Annotated in this window: 14 protein-coding genes, 1 tRNA gene and 1 riboswitch; of the genes, 2 read left to right on the top strand and 13 right to left on the bottom strand. The window is 69.4% G+C overall.

Annotated elements, in window-relative coordinates:
* Window positions 1-5 precede the first annotated feature (5 nt).
* The 5 genes from ACYSUO_RS24330 to ACYSUO_RS24310 form a co-directional block, all read right to left on the bottom strand.
* The gene (locus tag ACYSUO_RS24330) at window positions 6-905 is read right to left on the bottom strand and encodes a Bax inhibitor-1/YccA family protein (protein WP_461778359.1); all 900 of its coding nucleotides are present in this window, start codon (window positions 903-905) and stop codon (window positions 6-8) included.
* Window positions 906-1,052: 147 nt separating this feature from the next.
* Window positions 1,053-2,228 (bottom strand): 4-hydroxybenzoate 3-monooxygenase, encoded by a 1,176-nt coding sequence (locus tag ACYSUO_RS24325; protein ID WP_461778358.1) that lies wholly within the window; start codon window positions 2,226-2,228, stop codon window positions 1,053-1,055.
* A 121-nt stretch (window positions 2,229-2,349) separates the two neighbouring features.
* Entirely contained in the window at window positions 2,350-3,222 is an 873-nt protein-coding gene (locus ACYSUO_RS24320) for a hypothetical protein (RefSeq protein WP_461778357.1), read from the bottom strand.
* On the bottom strand, window positions 3,212-3,679 hold the full coding sequence (locus ACYSUO_RS24315; RefSeq protein WP_461778356.1) for a hypothetical protein: 468 nt from the start codon (window positions 3,677-3,679) through the stop codon (window positions 3,212-3,214). The genes ACYSUO_RS24320 and ACYSUO_RS24315 overlap by 11 nt, the downstream gene beginning before the upstream one ends.
* A 142-nt stretch (window positions 3,680-3,821) precedes the next feature.
* Window positions 3,822-3,904 (bottom strand) — tRNA-Leu (locus ACYSUO_RS24310).
* Between the two features lie 384 nt (window positions 3,905-4,288).
* Between ACYSUO_RS24310 and ACYSUO_RS24305 the strand changes: the two genes are divergently transcribed.
* Both ACYSUO_RS24305 and ACYSUO_RS24300 read left to right on the top strand, forming a co-directional pair.
* Entirely contained in the window at window positions 4,289-5,062 is a 774-nt protein-coding gene (locus tag ACYSUO_RS24305) for an ABC transporter ATP-binding protein (protein WP_461778355.1), read from the top strand.
* A gap of 57 nt (window positions 5,063-5,119) precedes the next feature.
* Window positions 5,120-7,651, top strand: a complete 2,532-nt coding sequence (locus ACYSUO_RS24300) for an ABC transporter permease (protein WP_461778354.1) — start codon at window positions 5,120-5,122, stop codon at window positions 7,649-7,651.
* An 83-nt stretch (window positions 7,652-7,734) separates the two neighbouring features.
* On the opposite strand, the gene ACYSUO_RS24295 is transcribed toward ACYSUO_RS24300, so the two are convergent.
* The 8 genes from ACYSUO_RS24295 to ACYSUO_RS24260 form a co-directional block, all read right to left on the bottom strand.
* Complete coding sequence (locus ACYSUO_RS24295; protein ID WP_461778353.1) at window positions 7,735-9,054, bottom strand: class I SAM-dependent methyltransferase; 1,320 nt, start codon at window positions 9,052-9,054, stop codon at window positions 7,735-7,737.
* Between the two features lie 210 nt (window positions 9,055-9,264).
* Window positions 9,265-10,677: an NAD(P)/FAD-dependent oxidoreductase gene (locus ACYSUO_RS24290; RefSeq protein ID WP_426903211.1), complete on the bottom strand. Its 1,413-nt coding sequence runs from the start codon at window positions 10,675-10,677 to the stop codon at window positions 9,265-9,267.
* 459 nt (window positions 10,678-11,136) lie between these two features.
* On the bottom strand, window positions 11,137-12,081 hold the full coding sequence (locus ACYSUO_RS24285; protein ID WP_461778352.1) for a Ppx/GppA phosphatase family protein: 945 nt from the start codon (window positions 12,079-12,081) through the stop codon (window positions 11,137-11,139).
* A 201-nt stretch (window positions 12,082-12,282) separates the two neighbouring features.
* Window positions 12,283-12,807 carry a DUF501 domain-containing protein gene (locus ACYSUO_RS24280; RefSeq protein WP_461778351.1) on the bottom strand — a complete coding sequence of 175 codons (525 nt, stop codon included), beginning with the start codon at window positions 12,805-12,807 and terminating at the stop codon, window positions 12,283-12,285.
* A gap of 45 nt (window positions 12,808-12,852) precedes the next feature.
* Complete coding sequence (locus ACYSUO_RS24275; RefSeq protein WP_461778350.1) at window positions 12,853-13,344, bottom strand: FtsB family cell division protein; 492 nt, start codon at window positions 13,342-13,344, stop codon at window positions 12,853-12,855.
* 94 nt (window positions 13,345-13,438) lie between these two features.
* Window positions 13,439-14,719, bottom strand: coding sequence for a phosphopyruvate hydratase (eno, locus tag ACYSUO_RS24270; protein ID WP_461778349.1), 1,281 nt, complete (start codon window positions 14,717-14,719; stop codon window positions 13,439-13,441).
* Between the two features lie 344 nt (window positions 14,720-15,063).
* Window positions 15,064-15,777: a transglycosylase family protein gene (locus ACYSUO_RS24265; protein ID WP_461778348.1), complete on the bottom strand. Its 714-nt coding sequence runs from the start codon at window positions 15,775-15,777 to the stop codon at window positions 15,064-15,066.
* A 4-nt stretch (window positions 15,778-15,781) separates the two neighbouring features.
* Window positions 15,782-15,939, bottom strand: a riboswitch (cyclic di-AMP (ydaO/yuaA leader).
* A gap of 180 nt (window positions 15,940-16,119) precedes the next feature.
* Complete coding sequence (locus ACYSUO_RS24260; RefSeq protein WP_461778347.1) at window positions 16,120-17,148, bottom strand: transglycosylase family protein; 1,029 nt, start codon at window positions 17,146-17,148, stop codon at window positions 16,120-16,122.
* Window positions 17,149-17,398 lie beyond the last annotated feature (250 nt).

The following is a 17,398-nucleotide window of genomic DNA, read 5'->3' as shown; positions in this document are numbered from 1 at the left end:
TACGCCTAGTCGTTGCCCTGCAGGATCGCGATGAGCCGCAGGAACTCCATGTAGATCCAGACCAGCGTCATGGTGAGGCCGAACGCGGCCAGCCACGCCTCTTCCTTCGGGGCGCCGTACGCGATGCCGTCCTCGACCTGCTTGAAGTCGAGGGCCAGGAAGCAGGCACCGAGCAGGATGCCGATGATGCCGAACAGGATGCCGAGGCCACCGCTGCGGAAGCCGAGGCCGTCACCGCCGCCGAAGACGGCGAACAGCAGGTTGACGCCCATCAGCAGCACGAAGCCGAGGGCCGCCGCCATCACGAAGCCGTAGAAGCGACGGTTGACGCGGATCCAGCCCGCCTTGTACGCGACGAGGACCGCCGTGAAGACGGCCATCGTGCCGAGCACGGCCTGCATGGCCGCGCCGTCCGCGATGTAGTTGTCGACGATGCTCGAGAGCACGCCGAGGAAGACCCCCTCAAGGGCGGCGTACGCCAGGATCAGCGGCGGGGACGCCTTGCGCTTGAAGGCCTGGACGAAGCCCAGGACCATCGCGACGAGGCCCGCGCCGATCGCGATGCCGTACGACTTTCCGAGGTTGGCCTCGTCGATCGGCAGCAGCGCCCAGGAGAGCGCCGCGGTGACGATCAGCAGGCCGAGCGTCGTGGCCGTCCGCGTGATGACGTCGTCGATCGTCATGCGGCCGGTGGTGGCGGGCGCCTGCGGAGCCCCGTACTGGACGTCCTGCTGTGCGTAGGGGTTCTGCGCGTACGGGTTGCCGGCGGGGGCCTGGGCGTAGGGGTTCCCCTGCGCCGTGCCGACAGCGGGGCCCCCGGCCTGCGGCTGCTGCGCGTTGAACTGCGCGTAGCCGTTGTCGCGGCTGAACCCCCGTCGCGAGAAGACCGGGTTGCTGCTCCTCATTTCACTCCTCCATGGCCACCCTGTATGGCCTTGCCATCAAGAGTAATGGTCTGGCAAAGATCCGACCCTAGTGCTCAGGGAGGATCTTTCCCATCCTGTTACGAGCAACGTCCCGTGCACCCTCTGTGTTCCGCCTTCCGGCCCTCGTCAGACGGGGAAACCGGTGTACGCCTCGGCAAGATCCGTCTCGGCCGCCCTCGACGCGGTCACCCGGTCCAGCTGGGCCAGCTGGATCTTGTCGTCGAAGGCGGTGGCGTCGGGGGCGCGGTGCAGCATGGTCGTCATCGCGTACGAGAACCGCTCGGCCTGCCAGACGCGGCGCAGGCAGGTCTCGGAGTACGTGTCGAGCGCTTCCGCGTCACCCTTCTCCAGGTACGTGGTGAGGGCGCGGGCGAAGGTGATGACGTCGCCGACGGCGAGGTTGAGGCCCTTGGCACCGGTCGGCGGGACGATGTGCGCCGCGTCCCCGGCGAGGAAGAGGCGGCCGTGCCGCATCGGCTCGTGGACGTACGACCGCATGGGGGTGACGGACTTCGACGTGATGGGGCCGCGGGCGAGGCGCCAGATCGGGTCGTCGACCTCCAGGCGGCGGTCGAGTTCGGCCCAGATCTCGTCGTCGGACCAGGACTCGGCGTCGGTGTCGGCCGGAACCTGGAGGTACGCGCGCGTGACGTGCGGTGAGCGCATGGACATGAGGGCGAAGCCGCGGTCGGAGCGGTTGTAGATCAGCTCGTCGTGGGAGGGCGCCACATCGGCGAGGATGCCGAGCCAGGCGTACGGGTAGGTGCGCTCGTACGTCCGCGAGAGCTCCTCGGGGACCGCCTTGCGGGCCACACCCCAGAAGCCGTCGCAGCCCACTACGTAGTCGCAGTCGAGGGTCTGCTCGCGGCCCTCGTGGCGGAAGCGGACACGGGGGCTGTCGCTGTCGGCGCCCTCCACCGCCAGCGCCTCCGCCTCGAACAACAGGGGGCCTCCGTCGGCCAGTTGGGCTGCGATGAGGTCCTTGCAGACCTCGGTCTGCGCGTACACCATGACCTGCTTGCCGCCGGTCAGGGCAGGGAAGTCGACGCGGTGGCGGCGCCGGTCGAAGCGCAGCTCGATGCCGTCGTGCGGCAGGCCCTCGCGGTCCATGCGCGCGCCGACACCGGCCTCGCGCAGCACGTCGACGGTGCCCTGTTCCAGGATCCCGGCGCGCTGACGCTGCTCCACGTAGGCGCGATCGCGGCTCTCCAGGACGACCGATTCGATGCCGGCGTTGTGCAGGAGCCTGGCCAGGAGCAGCCCGGCCGGGCCCGCTCCGATGATGCCGACGGTGGTGCGCATACGGGATCCCTCTCGCGTCATTGCGGTTGTTCGCCTGTGGTGCCTTTGTAGCGTCGTGTTCGCCTGGTGAACTTTCGTTCATCAAGTTCTGAGCGGATCCTCGCCCCGCGCGGGGCGGGTGTCAATGGGTTCGGACGCCCGGCCTGATCTCGATACGGACCCCGCTGTCGTCCTCGACGACGTAGACGGGGCCGGTCTCGCGGGTCCAGCCCAACGGCAGCAGGTAGTACCGCTGGTTGCGCTCGACCAGCAGCCGCAGGCCCTCGTAGCGGTACCGGTAGTGGGCCCCCTTGCCCAGGTCCGTGGCGCCGGGGCCGGGCGGCGCGATGGACAGCCGGTCGGTGCTCAGGACCACGACGGAGGGGCGGCGCACGATCTGCGCCGCCGCGTCCTCGGCGTCGTGCCGCCCCAACTGCCCCGCCGCGAGGGCGACGACCCAGATCAGGAAGAGGCCCGCCACGAGCAGCGACACCGTCCGCTCCAGGACGGGACGGTGCCCCGCCGCGGACGCGAGCCCGAGCAGCAGGCCCCCCGCGACGAGCAGCGGCGCCACCCACCCGTACGGCTGGATCCACCGCCACAACAGCAGGAGCACGGCCCCCACGGCGACCGGCACGAGGTGCGCACGGGCCACCGCGGCACCCGCGCCGCGCACCCGCTCGATGCGCTCGGTCGGGACTCGAAAGACCGTCAGCAGCCGCGGCAGCGCGGGTGCGAGGAGGACGAGGGTGAGCACTTCGAGGACCGGCAGGGCCGCAAGTCGCAGGCTGCGCATGACCAGTTCGAAGGTGCTGAAGCCGATGGCGAAGGGGTCCAGCCGGAAGTAGCCGTAGTAGGCGCTGGTGTAGATGTAGCCCGCATAGAGCATGAGCCCGGCCGCGAACGACCCCGCTCCCACCGCAGAGTTGACGAGGTCGAGGCGGATGCCGCGCGAGGGCGCGGGCGCGGGGCGCGGCGGTGCGGGGACCGGCGCCCCGTCGTCGTCAGTTGCCACCGGAAGCGGCCGAGTCGGTCTGCGGGGCCGGCACCGACCGGGTCGCGGACGTGTCCGGGACGGGGTCAGGGGTCGTGGTCCCAGGACCCGGTGGGCAGTGGCCGGACGGGTTCGCGCCGGTGTCCGGACCCGCGCTCGGGTTGCTGACGCATGGGGACCCCGTTGTCGAAGGCTCCTGGGTCGGAGTGAGTCCGTTCCCGGGGCCCGGGGACCCACCCGTGTCCTTGGGCGGCCCCTTCACCGAGGGGACCCCCGGATCGCCGCCGCCCGAGCCGCCGCCCTCCGGCGCGCCCCCGCCCTGCGACGAGGCCTGCGTCGCGGGCGCACCGGTCGTCCCTGCGCCGCCGTCGCCCGGCACCCCGTCCGAGCCACCGCCGCCCGCGCAAGCACCCATCGCGAGGGCGGCCGCCGCGACCGCGCCCACGACGCCGTACCGGATCACAGGCCGATTCATCATGAGCCACTCCCCCGTGCCCCCGTGAAGCCTCGGCAGCAGCGTCCCACCGGGCGGCGGCGGACGGCCGCGCGCCGACGCCAATACCCTCAAAACTGACGGGGGTTGAGGAGCCGCGAGAGGCAGCGGCGAGGAAGTTCGGAGGTGCCCGGAACCGGACTTGAACCGGTACGCCCGCTAAGGGCAGCGAGGTTTAAGCTCGCCGTGTCTGCATTCCACCATCCGGGCAGGCTGTGGGGCTCCGCGTCGACGTTCCGAGCCTATCCGGCGGCGTCCCCCGATCAGCGGAAGCACAGCCCCACGTTGTCTTATTTTATTGGCGCCTGAGGGTGCATCAGCACACGCAGGGGCCCGTCAGCACCTGCCGGGAGCCCTGCGGCCTTCGGGGACGGGTCCCCGGGGATTGACGGAATTTCACCGTCCCGGTCCGGCCCGCCCGGGCCCGACGCGTCTCAGGGGCCGGGGTCATCCCCAGGTATGACTCGGGCTCCCCTGATCCCTCCGAAGTCGCCCTCCGGAACGAGAGCTGCGACTGACCTCCCCCGCCCGATCCGCCGGGAGGATGGAAAGCGTCCCCGTAAGCAGCACACAGACCGACAGGAGCACCCTCCCGTGACCACCACCCCGCTCGCGGGCCGCCCCACCACCACGGCCGCCGCCCGCGCCACGGATCTGTCGAAGATCTACGGACAGGGCGAGACCAAGGTGGTCGCGCTCGACCAGGTCTCCGTCGAGTTCCGGCAGGCCGAGTTCACCGCGATCATGGGCCCGTCCGGTTCCGGCAAGTCGACGCTGATGCACTGCGTCGCGGGCCTCGACACGTTCTCCTCCGGGTCCGTCCGGATCGGAGAGACGGAGCTCGGCTCGCTGAAGGACAAGCAGCTGACCAAGCTGCGGCGCGACAAGATCGGGTTCATCTTCCAGGCGTTCAACCTGCTGCCGACGCTGACCGCCCTGGAGAACATCACGCTTCCCATGGACATCGCGGGCCGCAAGGCCGACAAGCAGTGGCTGGAGAACGTGATCCACATGGTGGGGCTCTCCGGGCGCCTCGGGCACCGGCCCGCGCAGCTCTCCGGCGGTCAGCAGCAGCGCGTGGCGGTGGCCCGCGCGCTCGCCTCCAAGCCGGACATCATCTTCGGCGACGAGCCCACCGGAAACCTGGACTCGCGGTCCGGGGCGGAGGTGCTCGGCTTCCTGCGCAACTCCGTGCGGGAGCTGGGGCAGACCGTGGTCATGGTCACGCACGACCCCGTCGCGGCCGCGTACGCGGACCGGGTGATCTTCCTGGCCGACGGCCGCATCGTCGACGAGCTCCGGGACCCGACGGCGGACTCGGTTCTGGACCGCATGAAGCGCTTCGACGCCAAGGGCCGGACGACCTGACCGGCCGTACGACCCGAGCGGCCCGCTGAAGCCACCGACCCAGGACTGAGTAGACCCATGTTCCGAACCGCCCTGCGCAACGTGCTCGCGCACAAGGCCCGGCTGTTGATGACCGTGCTCGCCGTCATGCTCGGCGTCGCCTTCGTCAGCGGCACCCTCGTCTTCACCAACACCATCTCCGGCGCCATGGAGAAGTCCTCGGCCAAGGGCTTCAGCCACGTCGACGTGGCCGTCACGGCCCAGTACGGCGAGGACAAGGGCAACACCGTCGGCAAGGAGGCCAAGCTCACCGACTCCACCCTCAAGGCGGCGCGGGACACCCAGGGCGCCGGCTCCGCGTACGGCGTCCTCAGCGGTTACGCCGCCGTCGCCGACCAGAGCGGCAAGCTCGTCGGTGACGGGTTCTCCACCAAGGGCGGCAACTACTGGGGCAAGGACGACGCCCGGTACCCCCTGAAGAAGGGCACCGCCCCGCACGGCTCCGGCCAGGTCGCCCTCGACGCGAAGACCGCCGAGCGCGCCGGCTACAAGGTCGGCGACCAGGTGCGGATGTCCGTCGACGGACCGGTCCTGACACCGACGCTCACCGGCATCTTCACCACCGACGACGGCAACGTCGCCGCGGGCGGCTCGCTCGCCCTCTTCGACACCCCGACCGCGCAGCAGCTCTTCCACAAGCCGGGCGCGTACGACGAGATCGATGTGACGGCCGCGGCCGGGACGAGCCAGGGTCAGCTGAAGTCGGCGCTGGACAAGGCGCTGCCCAGCGGCCAGACCGAGACCACCACCGCGCAGCAGCTCGCCGACGACCAGGCGGAGTCCATCTCCCACCAGATGAGCTCCATGAAGACGATGCTGCTCGTCTTCGCGGGCATCTCGCTCTTCGTCGGCATCTTCATCATCGCCAACACCTTCACGATGCTGGTCGCCCAGCGCACCAAGGAACTCGCGCTGATGCGGGCCGTCGGCGCCTCCCGCCGTCAGGTCACCCGCTCCGTGCTCCTGGAGGCCTTCGTCGTGGGCGCGGTCGCCGCCGTGACCGGTCTCGGCGTCGGCATCGGCATCGCCGCGGGCATGCGGGAGCTCATGGGCACGACGGGCGCGATCATCCCGGACGGGCCGCTCGTCGTCTCCCCCGACACTGTCGTCGCCGCCCTGGTCGTCGGCATCCTGATCACGATGCTGGCCGCCTGGCTCCCGGGCCGCCGCGCCGCGAAGATCCCGCCGGTCGCCGCGATGAACTCGGTGCACGCCGCGCCCACCGCCAAGGGCCTGGTGCTGCGCAACACGCTGGGCGCCCTGGTCTCCGCCGCCGGTGTCGCCGCCGTCCTTTACGCGACGACCCTCAGCGGCGACAGCGGCCAGGCCCCGATGGGGCTCGGCGCCGCGCTCCTGGTCATCGGCGTCTTCATCCTCACGCCGCTGCTCTCCCGCCCGCTGATCGCGCTCGCGGCCCCGGTCCTGCGCGCCTTCGGCATCTCCGGCAAGCTGGCCCGCCTCAACTCGGTGCGCAACCCGCGCCGCACCGCCGCCACCGCGTCGGCGCTGATGATCGGCCTGACCCTGATCACCGGCCTCACGGTGATCGCGGGCAGCGTGCAGTCGGCGATCAACAAGATGGCGGCGGACTCCCTGAAGGCGGACTACACCGTCTCCATGGCGAACGGGAACCAGCTCTCCCCCGACGTCGTACAGACCCTCGACAAGACGCCCGGTGTCACGGCCGTCAGCGGCCTGACCAACTCGCCCGCGCGCATCGACGGCGGCACCGAGTACCTGACCGGCGTCAACGGCAAGACGATCACGAAGCTCGCCGAACTCCCGCTGGACAGCGGCACGTTCACGGTCGGCGGCAGCCAGGTCGTCGTCGACGACAAGACCGCGAAGGACCACGACTGGACCACCGGCTCGACCTTCACCACGCACTACGAGGACGGCAAGCGGCAGAAGCTGACCGTCGCGGGCGTCTACGAGGCCAACGAGATGATGCGCGGCATCATGATCGACAGCCCGACGCTCGCCCCGCACCTCGCCGCGGACACCGGTGACATGCAGGTCATGGTGAAGACGTCCGGCGGCGCCTCCGACGCCACGCAGGACAAGCTCACGAAGGCGCTCGGCGAGAACCCGGCGATCAAGATCCAGGACAAGCAGGACGTCTCCAACGAGATCGCCCAGGTCTTCACGCTGATGCTGAACATGCTCTACGGCCTGCTCGCCATGGCGGTCATCGTCGCCGTGCTCGGCGTCATCAACACCCTGGCGATGTCGGTCTTCGAGCGCCAGCAGGAGATCGGCATGCTCCGCGCCATCGGCATCGACCGCAAGGGCATCAAGCGGATGGTCCGCCTGGAGTCCCTGGTGATCTCCCTGTTCGGCGGCGTGCTCGGCATCGGTCTCGGCGTGTTCTTCGGCTGGGCGGCGGGTCAGCTCATCGGCAACTCCATGTCGACGTACGAACTGATCCTGCCCTGGGGCCGGATGGGGATCTTCCTCGCGCTCGCCGCGGTCGTCGGCATCCTGGCGGCCCTGTGGCCGGCCCGCCGCGCGGCCCGTCTGAACATGCTCGACGCGATCAAGTCCGAGTAGCCGTAACGGAGTTACGAACCGGAGTTACGAAAATGGGGCGCATCCGCAGTCGCGGGTGCGCCCCGATTCGCTTACGGGACGGGCTAGCTGACGATGTTCCAGGTGCGTGCCCGCAGCGGCATCCCCGACGCCCCGCTCTCCGGCGTCTTCACCGCGAGGACCTGGTTGACCCCGATGCGGTTGCGCTCGAAGCTGAGCGCGGACGCGGCCATGTAGAGCCGCCAGACCCGGGCCCGGCCGGGGCTGACCAGCTTCAGGGCCTCGGACCAGCGCGCCTCCAGGTTCCTGACCCACTGGCGCAGCGTGAGCGCGTAGTGCTCGCGGATCGCCTCGACGTCCCGCACCTCGAATCCGGCCCGCTCCAGCTGCCCCGCGGTGGAGCCGACCGGCGCGAGCTCCCCGTCCGGGAAGACGTACGCGTCGATGAACTCGTCGACCTCGTACGTCGACTCGTCCCGCTGCGGCCGCCGCGCGATCTGGTGGTTGAGCAGCCGCCCGCCGGGCTTGAGGAGGGCGTACAGATCGGATGCGTACTCCAGGTACCGCTCGGCGCCCACGTGCTCGGCCATGCCGATGGACGAGATCGCGTCGTACGGGCCGTCACGCACGTCGCGGTAGTCCTGGACGCGGATCTCGACGCGGTCGGTCAGCCCCTCGTCGGCGACCCGCTTCCTGGCGTACGCGGCCTGCTCCTGGGAGAGCGTCACACCGACGACGCTCACGCCGTGCTCACGCGCGGCGTGGATCGCCATGGAGCCCCAGCCGCAGCCCACGTCGAGCAGCCGCATGCCGGGCTTCAGGTCCAGCTTGCGGGAGATCAGCTCCAGCTTGTCGCGCTGGGCCGACTCGAGACCGGCCTCGGGCGACTCCCAGTAGGCGCACGAGTAGACCATCGACGGGCCGAGGACCAGCTCGTAGAAGTCGTTGCCCACGTCGTAGTGGTGGCTGATGGCCCGCTTGTCGGTGCCCTTGGTGTGCAGGTGGAGACGGCCACCCCTGCGCATTTCCTCGGGCGGCGGCGCGGGCGGCAGCGGGGCGCCGGCGAGCTTCACCAGCTCCTTGGCCGCGGAGCGCACCTTGGGGTCCTTGAGGGCCTGCGCGAGGCTTCTGGACCCCTCGCCGTCGTCGTCGGGATCCCGCTCCCAGATGAGGCCCGCCATCCGGTCGAGGGCCGCGTAGAGGTCGCCCTCCACGTCCAGTTCACCGGCGACCCAGGCACGGGCGAGGCCCAGCTCTCCCGGCTTCCAGAGCAGGCGGCGCAGCGCGCGACGGCTGCGGACGATGAGCACGGGGGCGTCCGGAGGACCTGCCTCCGTGCCGTCCCAGGCGCGCAGGCGCACCGGGAGCTCGACGCCGAACAACTGCTCGGCGACATTCTTCAGCCGCTGTGCGGCGTTCTGCATGGCGGACACCTCCGTGACGAGACGAATTCTCGGAAATCCCGGAACGGTTCAACACCACGTAAACACCGACAGGCCGCCTGCGCAGTCCCGATATCGAGTCACGGAACGGCAAAATACTTGTAGCCACCACGTACATCGGTGTGGAAATGCCGAAGGGGCCGCCCGCACCACGGATGGCGAGCGACCCCTTCGGGCTGAGCTAACTGCAGGTCAGGAGGCCTTGGCCTTCTCCTCGACCTTCTCGTCCTTCTTCTCCTCGGCCTTCGGCGCTTCGGCCGCGGGCTTCGGAGCCGGCTTGGCGGCCTCGTAGAACTCCTCGCGCGGAGTCTCCAGGGCGCCGAGCGCGGTGATGTCGCGCTTCTGGAACATGTTGATCGTCCACTCGGCGATCACACGGATCTTGCGGTTGTACGTCGGCATGGCGAGCCCGTGGTAGCCACGGTGCATGTACCAGGCGAGACGACCCTTGAGCTTGATCTTCATCTTGCCCATGACGATCATCGCGACGCCCTTGTGGAGGCCGAGACCGGCCACCGCACCCTTGTTGGCGTGCTTGTACTCGCCCTGCGGGAAGCCCCGCATGCCCGAGACCACGTTGTCGCCGAGGACCTTGGCCTGGCGCATCGCGTGCTGGGCGTTCGGCGGGCACCAGGCGTTCGGGTTGCCGTTGGCGCGGCCGACCAGGTCCGGAACCTGGGCGTTGTCGCCCGCGGCCCAGATGTAGTCGCTGCCGGCGACCTGAAGGGTGGCCTGCGTGTCCACGTGACCACGCGGGCCGAGCGGCAGACCGAAGCGGGAGAGGGCCGGGTTGGGCTTGACGCCCGCGGTCCACACGATCGTGTTGGAGTCGACCTCGAGGCCGTTGCTCAGGACCACGTGACCGTCGACGCAGGACGGCATCGTCGTGGAGAGGTAGACCTCGATCCCGCGGGACTCCAGGTGCTTGCGGCCGTAGACGCCGAGCTCCGGGCCCACCTCGGGCAGCACCTTGTCGGCGGCGTCGACGAGCACGAAGCGCATGTCCTCGCGCTTCACGTTCTTGTAGAACTTGGCCGCGTCGCGCGCCAGGTCCTCGACCTCACCGATGGTCTCGGCGCCCGCGAAGCCACCGCCGACGAAGACGAAGGTGAGCGCCTTGCGGCGGATCTCCTCGTCCGTCGTCGACTCGGCCTTGTCGAGCTGCTCAAGTACGTGGTTGCGCAGGCCGACGGCCTCCTCGACACCCTTCATACCGATACCGGCCTCGGCGAGGCCCGGCGTCGGGAAGGTGCGGGAGACCGCGCCGAGCGCGATCACCAGGTAGTCGAAGGGAACCTCGTACGCCTCGCCGACGATCGGCGCGACGGAGGCGACCTTGCGGTCCTGGTCGATGGAGGTGACGCGGCCGGTGAGAATCTCTGCGCCCGGCACAGCGCGTCGCATGGGGACGACGACGTTGCGCGGCGAGATGCTGCCGGCGGCGGTCTCGGGGAGGAAGGGCTGGTACGTCATGTACGAGCGCGGGTCCACGACCGTGACGGTCGCTTCGCCGTAGCGCATCTTCTTGAGAATGCGCCGCGCCGCGTACAGGCCTACGTACCCACCCCCGACAATGAGGATCCTGGGACGCTCCGTGGTGCTCATGCCATCGAGTATCCACCCGACTGGCGGGGGTCGCTCGTGCGCCCCTTCACAAGCTTGTAGGGGGGCTCTGCTACACTGCGCCGCCCACGTGACCCATGTCATGACATCCAGGGGGAACCACGGCACCGTCCCAGACGTTGCTCACCCCTCTTGAGCAGCCATAGTGAGCATTTGGCGGTACTGGACCACTCCGGTCCGCAATCGGCCCGCAACACTGCGGCAACCTCACGCGCGCCCCGCGCCGGGCCCCTCGCGAGCCCCCGAACGGGCCCGAGAGCGCGTAACAGCGACCAAGTGGGCCGATTTCCTTGTGAAGAACTTCACGAACTTTCCCGACAGCGTGTCGCGGCGGGGTGTCGGAAGCGCCCCACGGGGCGCTCAGACGCTGCGTGGGGCGCTCAGGAGAGACGGTTTTGGGGTGTTCCGGGGGTGGCCTGGGAGCTGATTCCGGAGCCCGTTTCAGGCGATGGACCAGGCGATCCCGTCGAGGATGTCGTGTTCGCTGACGACCACCTCGCGTGCCCCGATCCACTCCATGATCAGGCGCAGTACGAGCGCGCCCGAAGCGATGACGTCGACCCGGCCGGGGTGGATGACCGGCTTCAGCGCGCGCTGGTCGTGCGTGGACGTCAGCAGCCAGTCGGTGAGCTCGGCGACCTTGTCGAAGGAGATCCGGGAGTGGTGGATCGCCGTGGAGTCGTACTCGCTCAGGCCGAGGGCGAGCGCGGCCACCGTGGTGACGGAGCCGGCGAGGCCCACCAGCGTGCGGGCCGAGGTCAGCGGCACCGTCTGGTTGACCAGGTCGAGGGCCTCGCCGATGTCCTGGCGGATCGCCTCGATCTGTGCCGGGGTCGGCGGGTCGGTGACCGCGCCGTCCTCGGCCACGAGGTGGCGCTCCGTCATCCGTACGCAGCCGATGTCCACGGAGCGGGCGGCGCGCACGGTGGCGTCGCCGACAACGAACTCGGTGGAGCCGCCGCCGATGTCGACGACCAGGTAGGGCTTGTCCAGGTCGGCCCGGCCCGTGAGTTCCTTCGTCGCACCCGTGAAGGAGAACGTCGCCTCCTGGTCACCGGTGATGACCTCGGGCTCGACGCCCAGGATGTCGAGGACGCCGCTCACGAAGTCCGCGCGGTTCTCGGCGTCGCGGGAGGCGGAGGTGGCCACGAAGCGGAGCTTTTCGGCGCCGTGTTCCTTGATGACCTCGGCGTATTCGCGGCACGCGGCGAAGGTGCGCTCCAGGGCCTCGGGGGCGAGGCGGCCCGTCTTGTCGACGCCCTGGCCGAGCCGGACGATTGTCATCCGACGGTCCAGGTCGACGAGTTCGCCGGTTTCCGGGTTCGCGTCCGCGACGAGGAGTCGGATCGAGTTCGTGCCGCAGTCGATGGCGGCGACCCTGGTCATGGCGGTGGTCTCCTGTGGTCGTGGTGATGGTGACGGTCAGCGGGAAGTCGCCCCCGCCGCCCCTTCCCGTCCCGTCCCCGGGGCTCCGCCCCGGACCCCGCTCCTCAATCGCCGGAGGGGCTGAATTTTCAGCCCCTCCGGCGATTGAGGCGGCCCGTCCGGCAGGACTTTCGGGAAGGGGTGGGGTGGGGAAGGAGAAGGTCAGTCGGTGGACTCGGACGTGACGCAGGCGCCCTTGCGCCACCACTCCGGGAGCATCGCGATCGCCTCGTCGCCCAGCGGGTTCACACCGGGCCCCGCCGCCAGCGAGTGGCCGACCAGAACGTGCAGGCACTTCACACGGTCCGGCATGCCGCCGGCGCTCGGGAAGTTCTCCAGGACCTCGATGGCGTCACGACGGGCGATGTAGTCCGCGTGCGCGGCACGGTACTGACGAGCCAGCTCGGGATCCGTCTTGAGCCGCTCCGTCATCTCCTTCATCACCCCGTTGGCCTCAAGCGTCCCGATCGCCGACGCCGCCCGCGGACACGTGAGGTAGTACGTCGTCGGGAACGGCGTCCCGTCCTCCAGACGCGGGGCCGTCTCGACCACATCCGGGTTGCCACAGGGACAGCGGTGCGCGATGGCGCGCAGTCCGCGCGGCGGGCGCCCCAGCTGCTCCTTGAACGCCTGGATGTCGGCGTCCGTGGGCGCGGTGGGCTCGGTCTGCGGCGGGGGCGTTTCCATCGCTCGGGTGTTCCTTCAGTGATCGTCAGTTGTCGGCGGTGAACGTCAATTGTCCGCCTGGTCGGCCTTGTCGACGCCGTCCCAGACGTTGGAGTACCAGGGGCGGTCCTCCGCGCCCTGCTGGGCGCGCTCGGCGGCGGCGGTGCGCTCGTTCGGCACCACGTAGCCGGTCTCGCCCGGCATCACCATGTGCAGGCGCTCGCGGATGCGCTGCTCGGCGAACGCGTCGTCCTGCCAGCGGGCCTTCTGGTCGCGCAGCTTGTCGACCCGCTCCTTGGCCTCCTGCTGCTGGCGCCGCAGGTCCTCGATCTCGCCGCGCTGCGACACGTACTGCCTTATCGGGTACGCGAGCGCGACCACGAGGGTGCACAGGACGAGGGCGAGCAGGGCCGCGCGGCCGGTGAGCCGGGAGCGGCGGGCCTGCCGCTTGCTCTGCGAGCGGTAGACGCGCTCGGCGGTCTGCTCACCCAGGACGCGCAGGCGGGTGGCCGTCGAGAAGCGATCTCTGGAGTCCCTGTCTCGGACCTTTCCGGGCATCGCCTGCTCCCGCCTCCCCGCTCACGTACGTACGTCCCCGCACACGGTACGGGACCGAGTGCGGGGACGTACGTAACTGCTACCTCAGTGAGGCTCAGCCCTTGAAGCGCGGGAAGGCCGAACGGCCGGCGTAGACCGCCGCGTCGTCCAGGATCTCCTCGATGCGCAGGAGCTGGTTGTACTTGGCGACGCGCTCGGAGCGGGCCGGGGCGCCGGTCTTGATCTGGCCGCAGTTGGTGGCGACGGCCAGGTCGGCGATGGTGACGTCCTCGGTCTCGCCGGAGCGGTGGGACATCATGCACTTGAAACCGTTGCGCTGCGCGAGCTCGACGGCGTCCAGGGTCTCGGTCAGCGAACCGATCTGGTTCACCTTCACGAGCAGGGCGTTCGCCGAGTTCTCCTCGATGCCGCGGGCGAGGCGCTCCGGGTTGGTGACGAAGAGGTCGTCGCCGACGAGCTGGACCTTGTCACCGATGCGCTCGGTGATGGTGTTCCAGCCGGCCCAGTCGTCCTCGTACAGCGGGTCCTCGATGGAGACGAGCGGGTACGCGGAGACGAGCTCCTCGTAGTACTCCGTCATCTCGGCGGCGGAGCGCTCCTTGCCCTCGAACTGGTACTTGCCGTCCTTGTAGAACTCGGAGGCGGCGACGTCGAGCGCGAGGGCGATCTGCTGGCCGGGAACGTAGCCGGCTTCCTTGATGGCCTCGAGGATCAGGTCGAGGGCCTCACGGTTCGAGCCCAGGTTCGGAGCGAAGCCGCCCTCGTCGCCGAGGCCGGTGGCCAGGCCCTTGCTCTTCAGGACCTTCTTCAGCGTGTGGTAGACCTCGGCGCCCCAGCGAAGGGCCTCGGAGAAGGACTCCGCGCCGATCGGGGCGATCATGAACTCCTGGATGTCGACGTTGGAGTCGGCGTGCGACCCACCGTTCAGGATGTTCATCATCGGGACGGGCAGCAGGTGCGCGTTCGGACCACCGAGGTAGCGGAACAGCGGCAGGTCGGAGGCCTCGGAGGCGGCGTGGGCCACGGCGAGCGAGACGCCGAGGATCGCGTTGGCGCCGAGCGAGCCCTTGTTGTCGGTCGCGTCCAGGTCGAACATCGCCTGGTCGATCAGGCGCTGCTCGGTGGCGTCGTAACCGACGAGCTCCGGGCCGATCTGCTCGATGACGGCGAGGACGGCCTTCTCGACACCCTTGCCGAGGTAACGGTTGGGGTCACCGTCACGGAGTTCGATGGCCTCGAAGGCACCGGTGGAGGCACCCGACGGGACGGCGGCACGGCCGGTGCTCCCGTCGTCGAGGCCGACCTCGACCTCGACCGTGGGGTTGCCTCGGGAGTCCAGGATTTCCCGGGCTACGACGACGTCGATGGACGGCACGAGCATCTCCTTCTTGGATGTGACGCAGGCTATGCGGGCGGCTGCTTGGTACGTGGTCCCGCACCCCTGAGCGTAACCGGCTCGCGGGCATCGGCCATCCGAACGCCCGCCTCGTGGACAACGCCGATAGCGAAATGTTCCTTAACTGAACAAAAACAGCGACCTCCGTCCCGGCTGTGCCGGGACGGAGGTCGCCGAAGTGAGCGGCCCGTGGGGACGGGGTGCGGCGGGGCTCGGCGTCCGCCGATGCCGAGCCCGTACCTGATGGCCTGGGAGGGCCTGGGGTGGTCCTGTACGGACCGGTGGTCCTGTACGGACCGGTGGTCCTGTGCGGACCGGATGCCTTAGCTGAGGTGCAGCTGCTGACCCGGGTAGATCAGGTTGGCGTCCTTGACGATGTCCTTGTTCTTCTCGAACAGCTGCTGCCAGGTCGTGTCGTGCGCCTCGGCGATCTTGCTGAGGGTGTCACCGGACTTGACCTTGTACTCGCCGTCGCCCTTCTCGACCTTGTTGCCGGTCGGGGTGGTGACGGTGTCCTGCTTCGGAGCCGCCTGCTTGGGGGCCTCCTGCTTCGGGGCCTCCTGCTGCGGCTGCTGACGCTGCTCGGAGCGGTCGGCACGCTGCTGGGTCTCCTGCTGCGGAGCCTGCTGCTGCGAGGACGAGTCGTCCGCGCCACCCTCGTTCGGGGTGGAGGACAGGCCCGAGCCGCAGTTCGGCCAGGCGCCCGCGCCCTGGGAGGCGAGGACCTTCTCGCCGACGGCTATCTGCTGGGCCTTGGAGGCCTGGTCGGCGGTGGAGGCGTACTGGTCGCCGCCGTAGGCGGACCACGTGGAGGACGAGAACTGGAGGCCGCCGTAGAAACCGTTGCCGGTGTTGGTGGACCAGTTGCCACCGGACTCGCACTGCGCGACCTGGTCCCACTCGGACGTGGTCGCGGCGGAGGCGGAGGTCGCACCCATCAGCGGCACGGCGACGGCGGCAGCGGCGACACCGCCGAGCGTGGCGACGCGGACGGCCTTGGACGGGCGGCGGTGCTTGTTCTTGCCGGAAAACAGCATGGAGATATCCCCTCACCGACGCCTGCGAGGTGAGCTGTCGGGTTCGGGCCAGTGAGTGCCCGGCAGACGCATCCTTGTGCGCTGCTTAACCCCAAGCCCGTCCGGTCTCCCGGAAGGGCACTTACCTGGGTCCCCCGCTCCTGCCTACGGCGCATACGCGTCGACTGTTCCCGTACGGACGTTGGCAGGATTCGGCGTGACGTCCATCGGGGCCCGCTGAAGCGAGCGGTCACGAACGTAAGCGGTCGATCCGTCCGATTTCAAAGTCGATCAGGGGCTTTGAGACCCATGTCTCACTCGATCAAGATCGGACAAAGCCCCTTCAACCGCCTCGAACTCCCGCTACTTTTTGTCCGATCCGTCCCCAAGATCGAGGCTCTGACCAGGAAGGATGAGGTCTGGGTCGGTACCGACCGTCTCCTTGTTCCGCTCGTAGAGCGCGTCCCATCCGCCGTGCACGTCCTGGGCCTTCGCGATGTCCCAGAGGTTGTCGCCGGCGTGCACCTTGTACGTGTCACCGTCGCGCCTTTCGTCGCGCGAGGCGTGACGCCCCTCTCCCGCACGGGAGTCGGAGCCGTCCTCGGCGGCGCGATCGCCGCGGTGACGGCCGGACGTGGCGTCGTCCTGCGTCTCGCCGGAGGGCGAGGCGGACGGCGGGGCCGCCTCGGAGGCGGTGTCGTCAGAAGGCGCGTGGGACTTGTCACTTGAAGGGGTCGAGGAGTCCTCGGCCTTGTTACCGGAGGTATCGCCCGATTCGTCGGCCGACGGGCCGTCCGACGCGTCGGAGCCCTCGGCCTCATCGTGACCCTTGTCTCCCGAATCAGCCGATTCGGTCGCATCCGTCGCGTCCGGGGAGCCGGTCTTGTCGGCGTCCTCGTCGGCGCTCTTGTCGTCACCGTCGTCCGACTTGCTGTCGGCATCGGTGTCGGACGACGCGGAGGACTCGGACGGCTGCGGCGACGCGGACACGCCCGGGTCGACGTCCGCCGAGTCGTCGTCCTTGGTGAGGTCGGCGGTGAGCGAGCACATCGGCCAGGCGCTCACACCCTTGTCGTCGAGGACCTTCTCGGCGACGGATATCTGCTGCGAGCGGCTGGCCTGGTCGGCACGCGGGGCGTACTCGAGCCCCCCGTACTCCTCCCATCTCTCCTGCGTGAACTGGAGACCGCCGTAGTAGCCGTTACCGGCGTCCAGGCTCCACTGCCCGCCGCTCTCGCACTCGGCGAGCTTGTCCCACGCCTGCGTGGTCGCGGCGCTCGCGCCGCTCGCGGCGAACAGCGGGATCGCGATGGCGCTGCCGGTGACTCCGGCGGCGACGACGAGAGCAGGGGCCTGACGGGGGCGACGGTGACGACCGTTCCCGGAGAGCATGCGTTTGCCTTTCGCGAGACTGATGCTGCTACGCGCGACGGGTGGTGCAAGTGGTGCGGGTTGTGCATGTGTCGCGATGATCCGTGAACGTAGCGGCACTCGAACACCTGTCACAAGTCGATGCAGCGTAGATCACGTCAACTTCTCGGCCGTGAACGGCCGGAGCCTGTTCGGCTCTGGTCGTTCACACCTTGTCGCGCTCCCGACTGCCCCCTACGACAGGACGGTCACGGGTCGCATCTCCCTGTCA

The sequence above is a fragment of the Streptomyces sp. UC4497 genome, assembly GCF_054871485.1.
This window is presented reverse-complemented; position numbering and strand designations above follow the sequence as displayed.